This is a genomic window from Plantactinospora sp. DSM 117369, from assembly GCF_053764795.1.
Window position 1 is genome coordinate 6,077,523 of record NZ_CM132446.1, and the last position, 17,914, is coordinate 6,095,436.

11 protein-coding genes are annotated in these 17,914 nt (G+C 71.2%); 7 read left to right on the plus strand and 4 right to left on the minus strand.

All coding sequences use genetic code 11. From position 1 onward, the window contains the following. Positions 1-130: 130 nt before the first annotated feature. The 3 genes from ACSMXO_RS26075 to ACSMXO_RS26085 are packed head-to-tail and all read left to right on the plus strand — an operon-like array spanning position 131 to position 3,679. The gene (locus ACSMXO_RS26075; RefSeq protein WP_455414174.1) at positions 131-1,114 is read left to right on the plus strand and encodes an ABC transporter permease; all 984 of its coding nucleotides are present in this window, start codon (positions 131-133) and stop codon (positions 1,112-1,114) included. Continuing rightward, positions 1,111-2,010 (plus strand): carbohydrate ABC transporter permease, encoded by a 900-nt coding sequence (locus tag ACSMXO_RS26080; RefSeq protein ID WP_455414175.1) that lies wholly within the window; start codon positions 1,111-1,113, stop codon positions 2,008-2,010. Before ACSMXO_RS26075 ends, ACSMXO_RS26080 begins: the two co-directional genes overlap by 4 nt. Before the next feature lie 28 nt (positions 2,011-2,038). Further along, positions 2,039-3,679 carry an extracellular solute-binding protein gene (locus ACSMXO_RS26085; RefSeq protein ID WP_455414176.1) on the plus strand — a complete coding sequence of 547 codons (1,641 nt, stop codon included), beginning with the start codon at positions 2,039-2,041 and terminating at the stop codon, positions 3,677-3,679. 12 nt (positions 3,680-3,691) lie between these two features. On the opposite strand, the gene ACSMXO_RS26090 is transcribed toward ACSMXO_RS26085, so the two are convergent. Both ACSMXO_RS26090 and ACSMXO_RS26095 read right to left on the minus strand, forming a co-directional pair. Then, on the minus strand, positions 3,692-4,759 hold the full coding sequence (locus tag ACSMXO_RS26090) for a LacI family DNA-binding transcriptional regulator (RefSeq protein WP_455414177.1): 1,068 nt from the start codon (positions 4,757-4,759) through the stop codon (positions 3,692-3,694). A 56-nt stretch (positions 4,760-4,815) separates the two neighbouring features. Continuing rightward, complete coding sequence (locus ACSMXO_RS26095; protein WP_455414178.1) at positions 4,816-6,756, minus strand: DUF2264 domain-containing protein; 1,941 nt, start codon at positions 6,754-6,756, stop codon at positions 4,816-4,818. A 172-nt stretch (positions 6,757-6,928) separates the two neighbouring features. Between ACSMXO_RS26095 and ACSMXO_RS26100 the strand changes: the two genes are divergently transcribed. Both ACSMXO_RS26100 and ACSMXO_RS26105 read left to right on the plus strand, forming a co-directional pair. Further along, positions 6,929-9,706: an exo-rhamnogalacturonan lyase family protein gene (locus tag ACSMXO_RS26100; protein WP_455414179.1), complete on the plus strand. Its 2,778-nt coding sequence runs from the start codon at positions 6,929-6,931 to the stop codon at positions 9,704-9,706. Continuing rightward, complete coding sequence (locus ACSMXO_RS26105) at positions 9,703-11,937, plus strand: rhamnogalacturonan lyase family protein (RefSeq protein ID WP_455414180.1); 2,235 nt, start codon at positions 9,703-9,705, stop codon at positions 11,935-11,937. The genes ACSMXO_RS26100 and ACSMXO_RS26105 overlap by 4 nt, the downstream gene beginning before the upstream one ends. A gap of 190 nt (positions 11,938-12,127) precedes the next feature. On the opposite strand, the gene ACSMXO_RS26110 is transcribed toward ACSMXO_RS26105, so the two are convergent. Further along, positions 12,128-13,594, minus strand: a complete 1,467-nt coding sequence (locus ACSMXO_RS26110) for a fibronectin type III domain-containing protein (RefSeq protein ID WP_455414181.1) — start codon at positions 13,592-13,594, stop codon at positions 12,128-12,130. Positions 13,595-13,856: 262 nt separating this feature from the next. On the opposite strand from ACSMXO_RS26110, the gene ACSMXO_RS26115 reads away from it, so the two are divergent. Then, positions 13,857-14,876, plus strand: a complete 1,020-nt coding sequence (locus ACSMXO_RS26115) for a DUF3500 domain-containing protein (protein WP_455414182.1) — start codon at positions 13,857-13,859, stop codon at positions 14,874-14,876. Positions 14,877-14,906: 30 nt separating this feature from the next. Here ACSMXO_RS26115 and ACSMXO_RS26120 read toward each other — a convergent pair whose 3' ends face one another. Continuing rightward, the gene (locus ACSMXO_RS26120) at positions 14,907-15,527 is read right to left on the minus strand and encodes a TetR/AcrR family transcriptional regulator (RefSeq protein WP_455414183.1); all 621 of its coding nucleotides are present in this window, start codon (positions 15,525-15,527) and stop codon (positions 14,907-14,909) included. Between the two features lie 106 nt (positions 15,528-15,633). Here ACSMXO_RS26120 and ACSMXO_RS26125 point away from each other — a divergent pair, with 106 nt between their 5' ends. Then, positions 15,634-17,847: an MMPL family transporter gene (locus ACSMXO_RS26125; RefSeq protein ID WP_455414184.1), complete on the plus strand. Its 2,214-nt coding sequence runs from the start codon at positions 15,634-15,636 to the stop codon at positions 17,845-17,847. Positions 17,848-17,914 lie beyond the last annotated feature (67 nt).

Genomic DNA, 17,914 nt, shown 5'->3' on the forward strand with positions numbered 1-17,914 from the left:
GGTTACTTAGCAAGAAGCCTAGGCAAACGGAGGGCAGGAGGTCCATGGGTTGACTCACCTAGGTAAACGCTTTATCTTCGTGCCACCTTGTTTCGGTCACATGACGATCGTGATGATGGGAGGCCGCCGGGTGAGTGCCATCGAGACCGGGCGGCCGTCGGAGATCCGGGATTCCGAGGGCGCCACCGCCGCCAGCGCCCGACGCCGGATCGGTCATCGCCAGCGGATCCGGCGCGACCTGGTCCTCTTGCTGCTCATGGCGCCGGGTGTGGCGTACTTCCTGGTCTTCCACTATGGGGCGCTGTTCGGCAACACGCTCGCCTTCGTCGACTACGTGCCGTTCCTCGGGCTGGCGGACAGCCAGTGGGTCGGGCTGGACAACGTTCGGCAGATGGTCGGCGACCCCGAGTTCTGGAACGCCGTCCGCAACACGCTGGTTATCGCCGCGCTGCAACTCGTCTTCTTCTTCCCCGCTCCGCTCGCCCTGGCGCTGCTGCTGCACAGCCTGGTGGGCAGCACTGTCAAGCGGTTCGTGCAGAGCGTCGTCTACCTGCCGCACTTCCTCTCCTGGGTGATCGTCCTGGCCCTCTTCCAGCACATGCTGGGCGGCGCGGGCGTGCTCAACGGATGGCTGGGCGAGCTGGGTCTCGGCCCGGTCCACGTGATGGGCAACCCGGACACCTACCGACCGCTGGTGGTCGCGCAGCTGATCTGGAAGGAGTGCGGCTGGGCGACGATCATCTTCCTGGCCGCGCTGTCACAGGTGGACGAGCAGCAGTACGAGGCGTCGGCGCTGGACGGTGCCGGCTGGTGGCGGCGGCTGTGGCACGTGACGCTGCCCGGCATCCGCCCCGTGCTGGTGCTGCTGCTGGTACTGCGGCTCGGCGAATTCCTCGACGTCGGCTTCGAGCAGTTCTTCCTGCAGCGGCAGGCGGTCGGCCCAGAGGCCGGCGAGGTACTCGACACGTTCGTCTACTTCACCGGCTTCGCCAACGGCGAGTTCGGGTACGCGGCCGCCGCCGGCCTGTTCAAGGGTGTCATCGGGGTGGCTCTCGTCTACACCGCCAACAAGGTCGCGCACCGGCTCGGCGAGCAGGGGGTGTACCACCGATGAAGGCCGTGACTCGGGGCAGGCAGGCGGGCTATCCCGCTTGGCAGGGCCGGCCGGGGCCGGGAATCCGGATCGCCAAGGCGGCCGCCCTCGCCGTCGTCGTGCTGCTCGTCTTGTTTCCGATGTGGACGGTTGTGGCCACGAGCCTGGCCGCGCCGCAGGACGTGATCGCCAACGGCGGCTGGGTGGTCTGGCCACAGCGGGTCAGCTTCGACGCGTACGCGGAGATCCTCGACGGTGGCATCGTGACGCGGGCGCTGCTGGTCAGTGCGGGCGTCACCGTGATCGGCACGGCACTGAGCCTGACCTGCACGGTCTTCCTGGCCTACGCGCTGAGCCGCCCCGGCCTGTACGGCGGCCGGCCGATGCTGCTGCTGGTGCTCTTCACGTTCCTGTTCCCGCCCGGGATGATCCCGCTGTTCTTGGTGGTGCGTACCACCGGGCTCTTCGACCAGTACGCGGCGCTGATCCTGCCGTTCCTGGTGAACGTCTTCAACCTGGTGGTGATGCGGGGGTTCTTCCAGTCGATCCCGGCCGAGCTGCTGGAGGCGGCCCGCATCGACGGTGCCGGCGACTGGGCGGTGCTGTGGCGGGTGGTGCTGCCGCTGTCCAAGGCGGTGCTGGCGGTCGTCGGACTGTTTTACGCGGTCGCGTACTGGAACCGCTTCTTCGAGGCCATCATCTACTTCAACAACCAGTCGAAGTGGCCGATCGGCACCGTGCTGCGGCAGTACGTGACCAGCGGGGCCGACATCACCGGCGAAGCCTCCGCGGTCGCCGCGCCACAGTCGACGCAGATGGCCGTGGTCGTGCTCGCCACCGCACCGATCGTCTGCGTGTACCCGTTCCTACAGCGGTATTTCGTCAAGGGCGTACTCACCGGAGCCCTCAAAGCCTGATCTCCACCCTCCTGAGAGGACGGACGTCATGACTGTTCACGCTACCCGGCGGTCGGTGCTGAAGCTGGCCGGCGTCGGCGCGCTCGCCGGGACCACCGGCCCACTGCTCGTCGGCTGCGGCGACGGCTCCGGTGGTGACGTCGGCAACGCCGGCAAGGACCTCGCGCCCTGGCCCGCGTACCTGCCGTTCGCCGGCCCGCCGCCGGACGCGCCCGGCGACGAGACCGGCGTGCAGCCGCTGTACCTGACCTACCCGAAGCAGGTGGTCCGGTCGGTCAGCGACACCGTCGGCGACGGCTCCGACGTCACCGCGCTGGTCGTCACGTACGGCGCCCCGCCCAGGCCGGTGGAGGCCAACCGGTACTGGCAGGCGATCAACAAGGCACTGAACGTCAATCTGAAGATCATCGTCGTCCCGGACGCCGAGTACGGCCAGAAGATGACCACCCTGATGGCCTCCGGCGACGACCTGCCGGACATCATCATGTTCACCAACCTGACGCTGCCCCGCGCGGCCGAGTTCATCCAGGCCCGGTGCGCCGACCTCTCCGACCTGGTCGGCGGCGACGCGGTCAGGGACTACCCCAACCTGGCCAACATCCCGACCCGCACCTGGCAGGGCATGGGCCGGATCAACGGCCGGATCTACGGCGTCCCGCTGGAGCGGCCCGTGCCCGGAAACAGCCTGTTCGTCAACCGCACCGCGCTGCACCAGGCCGGCGTGCCGAAGGACTGGGACGTCGAGGGGTACGTCGCCGCGACGACGAAGGTCACCGGTGGCCGGCGATGGGGTATCGCCGGTTCCAAGTCGCTGTTCGGCGGCCTCGGCGCGGTCACCTACCACGCCGGCTCGATGGGCGCCCCCAACGGCTGGCGGGTCGACGACGGGACGTTCGTCAGTACGCTGACCACGCCGCAGTTCGCGGAGGCGCTGGGCGTGATGCGCCGGCTCGCCGAGGCCGGGGCTTACCATCCGGACACCCTGACGCTGAGCGCCACCGACCTGCAGACGTTCTGGTACAACGGCACCGTCGTGTCGATCACCGACGGGTTCGGCACCGTGGCGTTGTCGAACATCTCCAAGATCGACCGCCGGTTCGAGTTCGACCTCGGCCGCCCGTACGGGCCGAACCCGACGCCCTGGCGCGGCAACAGCCTCTTCGGCTACGTCACCTTCAAGAAGGCCAGCACCGACCGGGTCAGGATGCTGCTACGGATCACCAACTACCTCAGCGCGCCGTTCGGCACCGCCGAGTTCGAGCTGGCCAACTACGGCGTCGAGGGCGTGCACCACACGAAGGACGCCGGCGGCATCAGGACCACCGAGCTGTACAAGGTGGAGAACAGCACCAACCTGCCGGTCAAGTACCTCGGTGTGGCGCCCGCGGTGCTGTACCTCCCCGGATTCCCCGAAGCGGCTCGGGCCGCCTACGAGTGGGAGAAGGAGGTCCTGCCGACGAGCGTCGCCAACCCGGAGGTCGGCCTGCGATCGGCGGCCGTGAGCAGTAAGGGCGCCGAGCTGAACCGGATCGTCGGCGACGCGGTCTCGGCGATCGTGTTCGGCCGCAGGCCGGTCTCCGCCTGGACGGACGCGGTCACCCAGTGGCGCCAGGCCGGCGGCGACAAGGTCGCCGAGGAGCTGGCCGTCGAGTACGCGGCGGCGCGGTGACCGTCGGCGGCGCTACCGGAAGCGGGGGCGGACCGAGTCGCGCACGACCAGGTGCGTGCCGAGAGTGACGTGTGGTGGTGTGCCGCCGCGCGCCTCGTGCTCCAGCGCGAGCCGCACGGCGGTGCGCCCCACCTCCTCGTGCGGCAGGTGCACGGTGGTCAGGCCGAGGTCGAGCGAGGGTGGCAGGTCGTCGAAGCCGACCATCGACACGTCGTCGGGCACCCGCAGCCCGTGCTCGGCCAGCGCCTTGTGCGCACCGCCGGCGATGAGGTCGTTGAGGCAGAAGACGGCGGTGAAGTCCGGCGGGCCGGCGGCGAGCCGCTCCTTCATCATCCGGTAGCCCTCGTGCCACTCCATCGTGCCCTCGACCTCCAGCCCCGGGTCGTGCGGCACGCGGTGCGCGTCCAGCGCCCGCCGGTAGCCGGCCAGCCGCCCGTCGGCGGTGGTGTAGCCGGGACGGCGGCCGACGAAGAGGATCCGCTCGTGCCCTGCGGAGAGCAGGTGGCTGGTGGCCGCGAAGGCGCCGCCGGCGTTGTCGTACTCCACCATCACCGCGGGCACGTCCGGGCCGAGCGGAGGCCGGCCGCACAGCACCAGCCGGGAGCCGATCGCGGCCAGGGCGTGCGCGTACTGGCTCATCCGCTCCCGGTACCTGTCGTCGGCCACCACGTTGCCGACCAGGATCACCGCCTCGGCGTGCTGCTCCCGCATGAACTTCACCATCGCCAGTTCGCGCTCCGGGTCACCGCCGGTGGTACCGATCAGGCACAGCCGACCCTCGGCGGCGGCCTGCGTCTCCACCCCCTGGGCGACGTGCGCGTAGTGCGGCGAGATCACCGAGTTGAGCACGATGGCGACGCTCTTGCTGGGCGTACCGGCCAGGGCGCGGGCGTGCGCGTTGGCCACGTAGTCAAGTTCCTTGACCGCCCGCATGACCCGGGCCCGGGTCGCCGGCGCGGCCGGGTAGCTGCCGCTGAGGATCCGGGAGACGGTCGCGACCGACACGCCGGCCCGGTCGGCGACCTCGCGGATCGTGGAGCGCCGCCGACCGCCCACAGGTTCAGCCGCCCGCCGTGCCATCGTCCCCCATCCCGTGCAACTGTTCCGGAAAACGGTTACAGAAACGTGCGGCCGTGTCAACCCGCCGGCCATCGCACGGGCGCGCCGCCGCCGGCGGGCAGGCGGGTGTACCCGGGCTCGGCGCCGAGGGTCACCTCGACGCGCTCCCCGTCCGGGAACGTCACCGCCACCCGGTCGCCGTCGACCAGCACGGTGACCGACTCGGCGACCGCGACCGGGTCGACGCGGTCGCCGGTGAGCGCGACCATGCAGACGTAGACCGCGCTCCCGCCGGGATGGTCCGGCGCCGTCAGGTACGGGGTGGCGGAGCAGACCCCGTACGCGTTCGCGTCCAGCGCGCGGGCCACGGCGGCATCCCGCAACCCGTACCGCGCGATCGCGACGCTGGCAAGGCCGTCCGGCCGCCGCACCCGGGCCCACCCCGGCCCGGTGTCGACGGCCGGCGGGCGGGCACCGGCCAGCGCGTACCCGCCGTCGCGCACCGAGTGGCCCGGCGGCGCGGTCACCCGGTGCACCCGCAGCTCCCACGGCCCGCGCACGACCGACGCCGTCTGCACCCGTACCGGGCCGCCCGGCAGGTCGTCGGAGTACGCGGAGGCGGCGAACCGGTCGTAGGCGGCGATCGGTTCGATGCGGCGGCGGCGGGATATCGTGCCGTCCGGCGCGACGACGGCGAGGTGCCCGTCCACCGCCCGGGTGCGGGCCTCCGCACCGGTCTCCGGGGCGGCGTGCGAGGCGTACCCGAAGCGGGTGTAGTGCGGGTCCTCCAACCCGTTGGCGGCGAGGTGGCGGGCCCGGTCGCTGCCGTGGTTGACCAGCCGGACGATCCCGTCGTGGCCGGTGGCGTGCAGCAGCCAGCCGGGGGCGGGCATCGCGACGGTGTGGTCAGCCTCGTCGATCGGGGCGGCGGCCTCGCGCACCGTCCACGCCGGATGGTCGGCGGGCAGCAGCAGCCCGAGGAACGCCTTGCTGGCCCAGTACGGCGACGCCGGCCCGGAGTAGTGCTGGGTGCACGGCAGGAACCGCTCGTACCAGCCGAGGTCGAGCAGCCCCCGCTCGTCCGGCACGCCCCGCTCGTGGAAGTGCCGCAGCACGCCGCTGGCGATCCGGCGGGTACGACCGGCCGGCAGCGGGCTGGCGTCGGTCAGCTCACCCAGCCAGAGCGGGGCGACGCTGGCGAAGCGGTAGCACAGCGAGCGGCCCTGGTGCACCGGGGCGCCGTCGCGGGCGAACATGTGCTGGTACTGCGCCAGGAAGAGGCGCAGCCGCTCCCGGTACCGGTCGCCCCGTTCCCGGTCACCGGACATCCGGGCCCACATCAGCGGATAGAGCTGCATCGCCCAGCCCGCGTAGTAGTCGAAGCACTGCCCGGCGCCGTCGGTGTACCAGCCGTCCCCGACGTACCACTGCTCGATCCGCTCCAGGCCGGCGTCGATCCCGGCCGGGTCGTGCGGCGCGCCGACGTTGGCCAGGAACTGCTGGACCATCACCGGGAACAGCACCCAGTTGCTCTGCCAGGTCCGCTTGCCGGCGACGCCGGCCAGCCAGTCAACGACCCGTTGCTGCACCCTCGTGTCGAGCCGGTCGAACAGCCACGGCCGGGTCTCGTGCAGGGCGATCGCGATCGAGGCCGCCTCCACGAGGTGTTGGGAACAGTCGCCCGGGGCCGGCCACGCGTACCGGTGTGCCGGGTCGGTGCCGTGGGCGAGGCCGTCCGCGTACCGCTCGACGAGGGCCGCCGGCACGTCGCCGCCGGCGCCGGCGATCCGGAACCCGGCGAGCAGGAACGTCCGGGCGTACCCCTCCAGTCCGTCGCTGGACAGGCCGGCGCCGCTCGGCCGGCCGGGTAGGCGCACCTGGGCGAAGCCCGGCACGGCATAGGGCACCACCGCGTCGAGCAGGTGGTCGGCGGCGGCTTCCCAGTGCGCCCGGGTCCACCCGGTGAAGGGCGAGAGCCAGCCATCGACAGGTGGGAACGGGGTTAAAGCGTTTGTCACGATGCGGAGGAGCATATATCACCGCCACGGCGGTGATCAACGACGCTCCAGCAGCGCTCTCATGCACCAATCTCGCCGTTGACATTGATGCAACTCTCTGGTTACGTGCACGCAATAGTAAGCGTTTCCACAGCGAGCCTCCGAGCCGCGATCCCCCGAAGTGGAGTGCGCTATGCCCCAACTGCCCAGACGTAGCCTGCTGATGGGCGTCGCGATGGCCGGCGTCGCAGCCCAGATCCCCGGCGCCCGACCAGCCGCAGCCCAGACCCGGACCGCGCCGGTGCGTCCGGAGGCCGTCCCCTCCCCCAGCGTCGACGCCGGCGTGCCGCTGCGCTGGCTCGACGGCAGCACACCCCGCGCTCTCGTCGGCGCCACCTGGGGCGTGCCCTGGCCCCGCGGCGCCCTCCCCCGCGGCCGGGAGCTCTCCCTGACCACCGCCGCTGGTACGGCCGTACCCGTGCAGTCCTGGCCGATCGGGTTCTGGCCGGACGGCACGGTGAAGTGGACCGCTCACGCGATCGGCACCGGCGTCCCGCCGGCCGCGGACTACCTGCTGCGGCCCGGCCAGCCGGCCGCGCCGGAGACTCCGTTGCGGGTCACCGAGACCGCCAGGGTGATCGAGGTGGACACCGGCGTCGTCCGCTGCCGGATCGCCCGTCGCGGTCGGGTGCTGGTGCCCTCGATCGTCCGCGCCGACCGCACCGTCGCGGCGAACGGCACGCTCGTCTGCCTGCGCAAGGACGGCCCCGGGGACCAGGAGGCGGGCACCGTGCGCCAGGAGCGGTTCACCAGCGACATCCGCGCGGTGACCGTCGAGCAACGCGGCCCGGTGCGGGCGGTGGTGCGGGTCGACGGCCGGCACCGCGCCGACCGGGGCCGCCGCGAATGGCTGCCGTTCACCATCCGGCTGTACCTCTACGCCGGCAGCGACGGCATCCGGATGGTGCACAGCTTCGTCTTCGACGGCGACGAGCGCAAGGACTTCATCAGCGGTCTCGGCGTCCGCTTCCAGGTGCCGATGACCGACCAGCCGCACGACCGGCACGTGCGGTTCGCCGGGGAGGGCATGGAGCGGACCGAGGAGCTGGCTGGGGTGCTCGGCGAGGCCGTCCGGGGCATCACCGGCCTGCGCCGCGACCCGGGTGCGGCGGTACGGCAGGCGCAGATCGCCGGAGAGCGCACCCCCGACGTCTCCACCTGGGACACCCGGGTGACCAACCGGCTGCACCTCGTGCCGGCCTGGGGCGACTACAGCCTGCGGCAGCTCTCCGACGGCTGCTTCGACATCCGCAAACGCACCCGGGCCGGGCACGGCTGGGTGCAGGTCGACACCGGCCGGCGCGCCAGCGGCCTCGGCTACGTCGGCGGTGTCTCCGGCGGTCTCGCGTTCGGCATGAAGGACTTCTGGCAGCTGCACCCGACCCAGCTCGACATCCGGGGCGCGGCCGGGGACACCGCCGAGGTCACCGTCTGGCTCTGGTCGCCCGATGCCACCCCGATGGACCTGCGCTTCTACCACGACGGGATGGGCCAGGACAGCTACCCGGAGCAGCTCGAAGGGCTGGAGATCACGTACGAGGACTACGAGCCCGGCTTCGGCAGCCCGTACGGGATAGCGCGCACCACCGAGCTGTCCTTCTGGGCGCTCGACCGCACGCCGTCGGCCGAGCGGTTCGCCGAGCTGGCCGCGGCTGTCCGCACCCCGCCGCTGGTCGTCGCCCCGCCGGCGCACCTGCACGCGGCCGGCGTCTTCGGCGACTGGAGCCTGGTCGACCGGAGTACCCCGGCGCGGCGGGAGATCGAGGACCGGCTCGACTTCCTCTTCGACTTCCACCGTGACCAGGTGGACCAGCGTTCCTGGTACGGATTCTGGAACTACGGCGACATCATGCACAGCTACGACCCGGACCGGCACGTGTGGCGGTACGACGTCGGCGGGTACGCCTGGGCCAACTCGGAGCTCTCCCCCGACCTGTGGCTGTGGTACCAGTACCTGCGCTCCGGTCGGGCCGACGTGTTCCGGTTCGCCGAGGCGATGACCCGGCACACCGGCGAGGTCGACGTCTACCACCTCGGCACGTACCGCGACCTCGGCACCCGGCACGGGGTGCTGCACTGGGCCGACAGCGCCAAGCAGCTGCGGATCAGCAGCGCCGCGTACCGGCGTTTCTACTATTTCCTCACCGCCGACGAGCGGACCGGCGACCTGATGCGGGACCTCGTCGACGCCGACCGCACGTTCCTGGCCCTGGACCCGATCCGCAAGATCCGCACCGAGCCGTACCAGCCGGACCCGCACGCGCTGGGGATCGGGTTCGGCACCGACTGGAGCGGCCTCGCCGCGGCCTGGCTCACCGAGTGGGAGCGCGGCGGCGACCCGATCGCCCGGACCAAGCTGGTCAACACCGCCCGCTCGATCGCCGCCCAACCCAACGGGTTCATCCAGGGCGACGGCCTCTACGACCTGGACACCGGGCTGTTCGCGATCGGCGCGCCGAAGGTGAGCGTGGGCTCGCTCGGCGCGGTGTTCGGCCTGGTCGAGATGTGCAGCGAACTCGTCGACCTGCTCGGCCTGCCGGACTTCACCGACGCCTGGTTGCAGTACTGCCGGCTCTACAACGGCACGGCCGCCGAGCAGATCGCCGAGACCGGGCAGTCGTTCGGCAACCTCAACCTGCGCCAGGCCCATGCCCGGCTCACCGCCTATGCCGCCGCCAGGACCGGCAACCCGGCGCTGGCCGCCCGCGCCTGGCAGGAGTTCCACACCGGCCACGCCGGCTACCCACGCAATCTCGACTGGCGCTCCGTCCGCATCGAGGCGCCGGCCGTGCTGAAACCCGTCGACGAGGCCAGTTTCGTCTCCACGAACGCGAGTTCCCAGTACGGCCTGGCCGCGATCCAGTGCCTGGCGCTGGTCGGAGACCACCTACCCGCTCAGGAGGACCGATGAAACGTTTGTCGAAGCTCTCCGTGGTGACCGCCGCGGCAACCCTGCTCACCGGCGCCGGGGTGGTGGTCGCGCTCGACGCGGCCGCCGCGACAGCCCGGTACGAGGCCGAGAACGCGCCGGCCACCTGCGACGGCACCATCGCCGCGAACCACTCCGGGTACTCCGGCAGCGGGTTCTGCGACAGCTTCGCCGCCACCGGGGCGGCGGCCCAGTTCACCGTCGACGCGCCCAGCGCCGGCACCGCGACCCTGGACATCCGCTACGCCAACGGCGCCGCCGCCGGTCGGCCGGCGGACATCAGTGTCAACGGCGGCCTGGTGCAGCCCGGGTTCGCGTTCGACGGCACCGGCGGGTTCAACCGGTGGGCGACCCGGACGCTGACCGTGCCGCTGAACGCCGGCAACAACACCATCCGGCTCGCCGCGACGACCGGCGCGGGACTGGCGAACATCGACTACCTCGACGTCACCACCGGCGGCACCACCCCACCACCGGCTGGCGCCCGCCGGATGGAGAGTCTGGGCCGTGCTGTGGTGGCCGTGCGGTCGAGCAGCACGCAGGTGCTGGTCTCCTGGCGGCTGCTCGGACTCGACCCCGCCGGGATCGGCTTCAACGTCTACCGCTCCACCGGCGGCGGCGCGGCCGTCAAGCTCAACCCGTCGGTGCTGACCGGCGGGACGAACTACACCGACACCACCGCGAACCTGGGCCAGTCGAACACCTACCACGTACGTCCGGTGGTCGACGGTGCGGAGCAGGCGCCGAGCGGGTCGTTCACGCTGACCGCCAACCACGCCACCGAACCGGTGGTCCGGGTACCGCTGCGCGCCGGCGGCGCGGTCAAGTTCGTCTGGGTCGGCGACCTCGACGGCGACGGCGAGTACGACTACGTGCTCGACCGGCAGACCTCCCCGCAGACCGTAGAGGCGTACCGGAGCAACGGCCAGTTCCTCTGGTCGGTCAACATGGGCCCGAACAGCACCAACCAGGACAACATCGAGGGTGGCTCGGCCACCATCGACGTCGGCCACAACGACGGCGTCACCGTCTACGACCTCGACAGCGACGGCCGCGCCGAGGTCGCGCTGCGGATCGCCAACGGTGTGCGGTTCGGCAACGGCACCACCTTCACCAACAGCGACAACAACCGACAGTTCATCGCCATCCTCGACGGCCTGACCGGAGCGCCGCGGGCCACCGCACCGGTACCGACCGACTACCTGGCCGACGGCCCCATGTACGCCCGCTTCGGCGTCGGCCACCTCGACGGGGTCAACCCGAGCCTGGTCGCCTTCATGAAGAACCGGATCGGTAGCGGTGACTTCAACCTGATGATGGCCGCCTGGCGGTTCACCGGCCAGTCCCTGACCCAGCAGTGGAAGTGGCTGCGCGGCAACCAGAACACCCCCGACGGGCACAACACCCGGATCATCGACGTCGACGGCGACGGCAAGGACGAGGTCGCCGAGATCGGCTTCGTCCTGAGCGGCAACGGCACCCTGAAGTACTCGCTGGGACCGCAGGGCATCATCCACGGCGACCGCTTCCACATCGCCAAGATGGACCCCAACCGGCCGGGCCTGCAGGGCTACGGCGTCCAGCAGGTCAACCCCAGCGGCCTGCGCCAGTACTACTACGACGCGACCAACGGCGCCATCATCTGGCGGCACGTCGAGTCCGGCACCGCCGACGTCGGGCGCGGCATGGCCGGCGACATCGACCCGCGCTTCCCCGGCATGGAGGTCTGGTCCTTCTCCGGCCTCTACAACGCGCCCACCAACCGGCTCGCCGAGCCGAACACCTCGCTACAGCCGTGGCCGCAGCTCGGGCTGTGGTGGGACGGCGACGTCACCATGGAACTGCTCAACGACGGCAAGATCGAGAAATGGAACCCGAACAGCCCGACCGCGAGCGGCAGCGTCCCCCGGCTGGTCAGCACGTGGAACTACGGCGCGGTCAACGCGAGCCAGGGAGTGCAGCCCACCCTCGTCGGCGACATCCTCGGCGACTGGCGTGAGGAGGCCGTCTACACCAACGCCAGCTACAACGAGCTGATCATTTTCACCACCGACCAGCCCAGCGGCACCCGGCTGTACACACTCGCGCACAACCCCGCATACCGCAACGCCATGACCCTCAAGGGGTACATGCAGTCACACCACGTCGACTACTTCCTCGGCGCCGGCATGAGCGCACCGCCCCGCCCGAACATCACCTACCCCGCCAGGTAGGACGAACCGCAGCTCAGCAACAGGCGCCACTGCGCACCACCGACAACCGGGAGGTCGGCACCGTGTTCCTGAACCGAAGAGCATTCGCACCGCTCGCCACCATGTCCACGCTGGTCACGGCAGACGCCGCACGTCCCACCGGCACAGCCACCGTCGCAACGCCGGCCCGGTCCTGGCCGGACGGCCCGAGCTACGGCGGGGGCAGGTACGGCACCCGGACCGTCAGGTCGGCGCTGCGGGCGGACTCCATCCCGTGCTCGTCGACCGCGACGACGGTGAGCACGTGGGTCGTTGCCTGCGGGAGGGCGAGCACGACCACCGGTGCGGCCGTTGCCTCCGCGATGACCTCGGCACCGCGGTACACCCGGTACCCGACGGCGGGTTCGTCCCCTGCCGGTTGGGTCCAGGTAAGTGTCAGCGCACCGGTCATCGGGTTGGCGGACGCCACCCGGAAGTCGGTGGGGCGGGCGGGGCGGGCGGTGGGGCCGGCCGGGGTGGTGACGGCTACCGCCGGGCTGGCCGGGCTCTGGCCGCACGTGCCAGGCAGGGTGGCGATGACCCGCAGGCGCAGTGCCGTGGCGGAGGGTAACCCGCTGAGCACGGTCGTCGTACCGGCGCTGGTGCCGACCGCCACGTCGCCGGTGTGGATCGTGTAGCCGCTCGCCCAGGCGTCGTACTCCCAGGAGAGCCGGACCGACGACGCGGACAGAGCGGTGGCCGTGAGAGCGGCCGGGCGCGGCGGACGGGTCTGGCACGCGGCGGTGTTTCCGGCGACCGCGACGGCGGGTGACTCGTTGCCTCGGGCGTCGAATGCCGTGACCTGGAAGGTGTACCCGGCGGCGTGGTAGAGACCGTGCACCGTCGCGGACGTGCCGGTGGAGATCGCCACGCGGCGTCCGGACTCGTAGACGGCGTAGCGGGTGGCTACGGTGGACGGCGGCCGCCACCCGAGGGTGAGCGTGGTGTCGGTACTCGCGGTGACGGCCGGGTCGGCGGGTGGCGCCAGTGTGCTGGCCGTGCCGGCCGCGGTCACCACGGCCACCCGGATGGCCGGCACGGCTGGGCCGGAGCAGCGGGGGTAGTGGCTGACCTCGAAGGTGTACGGCGTGCCAGGGCTGAGGCCGCCGACGCGGATTCCGGATTGGGTGGTCGTGAGCGGGCCGGCGGGGCCGCCGGTGACCACGGTCGTGCCCGGGTCGCCGTCAAGGGTCCAGGTCAGCGTGACGGCCGAGGCGGTAACGGCGGTGGCGGCCAGGCCGCTGAGGGTGCCCGGCTCGCAGGTCGGCGGCACGCCGGAGATGCCGAGGTGGCGACTGATCGGGGCGGAGTGGGCCGACTCGCGACCCTGGTCGTCAACGGCGGTGACGGTGTAGGTGCGGGTGCGCGCGAAGCCCAGGTTGGTGAGCGGCGCGTGGGTCGTCGTGTTGCGGGTGATCTCGACTCCGCTTTCGTAGACGCGGAAGGCGCGGGCCCGCCCGTCCGGCGGCTGGCGCCACGAGAGCACCCCCGACTCACCGCCCGCGCTGACGGCCAGGTCGGTCGGTGCCGCCAGCGGGCCGGCCGCCGTCGAGGCGGGTGTGCCGCCGGCGGGAGCCGCCGTGGCAGCCGCGCTAGCGAAGGCCAGGAACGCCGCAGTCACCATTGCCGCATGTCGCACGCCGCCTCCCACATCTAGGATCACATCGAAGAATGCGGATGCCTGGCTTGTCAAGAGCCAGGGCGAATCTTCTCAACCACTCCCATGGCGGCCTGATACACCCCCTCGGGACGAGGCGAACGATGCCGGCTGCGGCACTAGCATCAGACCTGCCGCCACTCTTCCGGGCGCACCTGCGACCGTAGCCTGATCGGCCCGAGACGTCTCCTGCCATGCGGGGACACGCAAAGGGCGTCACGCAACCAGTCTCTTGGGGGACTCCATGACGACCGCCGCCGATGACGCCCGCCGATGCGCGCGTGCCCTCGTCGCGAGCCTGGATGAACAGCAGCGCCACCTGGTCCGCGGCGACCTCACCGACTCCCACCTGCGGCAGTGGACCTATCTGCCCGGGGACCGGCCCGGCCTGTCGATGGAGCACCTCACCGACGCCCAGCACGCACTCGCGATCGATCTGCTCCGGTCGGCCCACTCCCCCGACGGCGGCGATCTCGCCGTCGGTGCCGTCGAGATCGAGCGGGTCAGGCGGGAACTGGCGACCGGCTCGCCGCCCGGGGGTGACCGCTACTGGCTACGGGTGCTCGGCGACCCGGACGGCGACGAGCCGTGGGGCTGGCGGATCAACGGCCACCACCTGGCCGTGCACGTCGTCGTAACGCCCGGCGGCACCACGTTCACCCCGCACTTCGTCGGGTCCGAACCGGCCGTCGTACCCTCCGGACCGCACGCCGGCCGCCGGATCCTCGGCCCCGAGGAAGACCTGGCCCGCCAGCTGGCGATCGGGCTCGACCCCGACCAACGTGCGCTTTGCATCAGCGCCGACGTCGCTCCGGACGACATCCTCACCCGGGCCGACCCGGTGGCCGACCCGACGCTGCTGCCCGAAGGTATCGGCCGTGACCTGCTGCGTCCGGCACAACGGGAGGTCCTCGACCAGTTGGTCCATCGCTACCTCCACCGCGTACCGGCACCGTACGCGCAAGCCTGCTGGCGCGACGCCGAGGCGGCTGGCCTGCACCGGATCCGGTTCGCGTGGGCGGGCCCGACCACACCCGGTGCGGGTCACTACTACTGCATCCAGGCACCCCAGTTCCTCATCGAGTACGACAACACCCAGGACGACGCCAACCACGCCCACTCCGTATGGCGGCATCTACGCGACGACTGGGGCGGCGACCTGCTACGCGACCACTACGCACGGCTCCACAACGCGCCTGACCAAGACTCGCAGAGCCACGGTTTCCGTCAGCACCAACCGACGCGGCCGCGACGACCGCGTTAGGACGAAAGGCAGTCGGGGGCGGACCAGTTGTCAGCTACCGGCCGGGTCCAGCGGGGCGATGTAGCCATACAGTGCCTTCTTCAGTTCGGCGGTCAGCGCTCGGCGCTCGGCGCCTTCGACGGCGACGATGGGCGGCATCATGGCCGCGACGATGCGGACCGAGACCATGGCGGCGAGGTCGCGTTCGGCGGCCGGCAGGGTGGGGATCCGGGCCTGGATGACGGCGGCGACCCGGTCGACCACCGCCTCGTGCAGCGGGCGGGTGGCCGCGTGCGCGCCGGCTGGCATGTCGGTGTTCGCCAGCAGTGCCTTTGCCCCCGGATGGCTCACGTTGAACGTGACCAGCGGGTCGACCATCCGGTCGATCAGCTCGTGCAGGGTGAGGTCGGTGACCCGGGAGAGGTCGAACGCCGAGGAATGGGCGGCCCGCATCTCCTCCACCAGGTGGATGGAGAGCGCCTCGGCGATGGCCTCCTTGTTGGGAAAGAACTGGTACAGCGAGCCGGGTGACATGCCGGCGCGGGCGGCGATCGCGTTGGTGCTGGTGCGCTCGTAGCCGTTCTCGGCGAACAGGGCCAGCGCGGCGTCGAGGATATCGGCGATCCGCTGCCGACCCCGCGCCTGCCGTTTGACCTCCTGCGGCTGTTTCACCGGCGTCCCATCCCGACCGCGAAGCCACCTTGACGAATACGAGTGACCGCTCGTATGGTGGCGAACACGGGCGACCGCTCGTATTTGAGCCTAGCAGGGGACCGTCATGCCTGTGCTGCACCGCCTCGGCACGTTCGTCGCTCGGCACCGCCGCGTCACGCTGGTCGTGGGCCTGATCGCGACCCTGGTCTTCGCCGCCGTCGGAACGGGCGCGATGGGCGTCATGGTGCTCAGCCGGTGGGAGGCCCCGGGTACCGAGTCGGTGCACGCCCAGCGAATGCTGCGGCAGCAGTTCCACACCGGCAACGCCAACCTGATCCTGCTCGTCACCGCCCGCACCGGCACCGTGGACAGTGCGCCGGTCCGTGACGCCGGGCAGCGCCTCGCCGCAGACCTGGACGGCCGGCCGCTGGTCCGGGACGTGTGGTCGTACTGGTCGGAGGGGAACGACCCGACGCTGCGCGGCACGGACGGCCGTCAGGCGCTGATCCTGGCCCATCTGGAGGGTGACGCCACCACCGCACGGCAGGAGATCAGGGAACGCCTGCTGCCCGCGTTCACCCTCGTCGACCAGGCGATCGACGTACGGGTAGCCGGTGCGGAGGCGGTGTCCGCGCAGATCAGCGAGCAGGCGGCGGCGGACTTCGTCCGGGCCGAACTGCTCATCGTGCCGCTGATGTTCCTGCTGCTGTACGCCCTGTACCGCCGGGCCCGGCTCGCGCTGCTCACCCTCGGCGTCGGGCTGTTCTCCGTGCTCGGCACGCTCGCCGGCCTGCGCCTGCTGGCGAGCCTGACCGAGGTGTCGACGTTCGCGGCCAACATCACGCTGGTCATGGGGATCGGTCTCGGCGTCGACTACTGCCTGTTTGTCATCGCACGCTTCCGCGAGGAACTGGCCGCCGGCGCACCGGTGTCCCATGCGGTCGCCACGACCGTGCGTACCGCCGGCCGCACGGTCATCTTCAGCGGGCTCACCGTGGCCGCCTCTCTGTCGGTGCTGCTGGTGTTCCCGTACTCGTTCCTGCGCTCGTTCGCCTACGCCGGCGTTCTGGTCGTCGCCATGGCGGTGATCGGCTCGCTCACCCTGCTGCCCGCGGCATTGGCCGCGCTCGGCCCCCGCGCCGCACGGCGTGGATCGGCGCCCGGTGCGCCCGGACAGTACTGGCACCGCTTCGGGGCGCAGGTCATGCGCCGGCCGCTGCCGTTCGCCGTCGCCGGTCTGCTCCTGGTCGGCGCGCTCGGCGCACCGGCGTTGGGACTGCGGATCGGGCTGCCCGACGACCGGGTGCTACCACCGTCGGCGTCCACCCGGCAGGCGTACGACCAACTGCGCGCCAACTTCGCCCAGGAGCCGAACGACGCGATCCAGGTCATCGCCCCCGACGGGCGCCCCGACGCCGCCGCGGGGTACGCCGCCGAACTGTCGCGGATCGACGGCATCGCCCAGGTCAACTCGGCCGCCGGCGTCTTCGTCGACGGAGCGCTGGCACGCACCGCGCCGCGCCCGGAGCGGCTGACCAGCCCGGACGGCAGCCGTCTGGAGGCGATCCCGACGCGTGAGGTCCTCGCCAGCACCGAGGTATCCGCCCTGGTCGAACGGATCCGCGCCACCCCGACGCCGTACGACCGGGTGGTGGTCGGTGGATACCCCGCCGAGCTGACCGACTTCCGATCCACCCTGATGCAGCGGGTCCCGCTGGTGGTCGCGCTGATCCTGACGATCACGTTCGTGCTGCTGTTCCTGATGTCCGGAAGCCTGCTCATCCCGGTCAAGGCCACCGTGCTGAACCTGCTGAGCCTGTCGGTGATGTTCGGTGCCTTGGTCTTCGTCTTCCAGGAAGGAGCCTTCTCCTCGCTGCTGGGCTTCACTCCGATCGGCACCCTCGATCCCGCGTTCCCGATCCTGATGTTCTGCGTCGCGTACGGGCTGTCGATGGACTACGAGGTGTTCATGCTGTCCCGAATCAAGGAGCGGTACGAGATCACCGGCGACAACACCCGGGCGGTCCTCGAAGGACTCCAGCGCAGCGCACCCCTGATCACGGCCGCCGCCGTCATCCTGGCGGCGTCGTTCTCCCTCTACGCCACCGGCCGGGTCATGTACCTCCAGATGATCGGCGTCGGTGTCACGGTCGCGATCCTGGTCGACGCCACCGTCATCCGCGCGGTGCTCGTGCCCGCGTTCATGCGGCTGTCCGGCCCGGCCAACTGGTGGGCGCCGGCGCCGCTCCGCCGGCGACAGCGCCGGATCGACCCACACGGTTCGACTCTACCGGCCCAGCCCGTTCCGGAATCTGACGCCACGCTTCCGGTGAGATGACCCTCGGGCCGGTGGTCCGCCGGAACCACCGGCCAGCCCGGTCAGCCTCGATCTGGAGATCGTCGCG

Bases quoted from the DNA above. Each gene is read 5' to 3' on its own strand.
- ACSMXO_RS26080 (WP_455414175.1), top strand. From the start codon at position 1,111: ATGAAGGCCGTGACTCGGGGCAGGCAGGCGGGCTATCCCGCTTGGCAG.
- ACSMXO_RS26085 (WP_455414176.1), top strand. From the start codon at position 2,039: ATGACTGTTCACGCTACCCGGCGGTCGGTGCTGAAGCTGGCCGGCGTC.
- ACSMXO_RS26090 (WP_455414177.1), bottom strand. From the start codon at position 4,759: ATGGCACGGCGGGCGGCTGAACCTGTGGGCGGTCGGCGGCGCTCCACG.
- ACSMXO_RS26100 (WP_455414179.1), top strand. From the start codon at position 6,929: ATGCCCCAACTGCCCAGACGTAGCCTGCTGATGGGCGTCGCGATGGCC.
- ACSMXO_RS26105 (WP_455414180.1), top strand. From the start codon at position 9,703: ATGAAACGTTTGTCGAAGCTCTCCGTGGTGACCGCCGCGGCAACCCTG.
- ACSMXO_RS26115 (WP_455414182.1), top strand. From the start codon at position 13,857: ATGACGACCGCCGCCGATGACGCCCGCCGATGCGCGCGTGCCCTCGTC.
- ACSMXO_RS26125 (WP_455414184.1), top strand. From the start codon at position 15,634: ATGCCTGTGCTGCACCGCCTCGGCACGTTCGTCGCTCGGCACCGCCGC.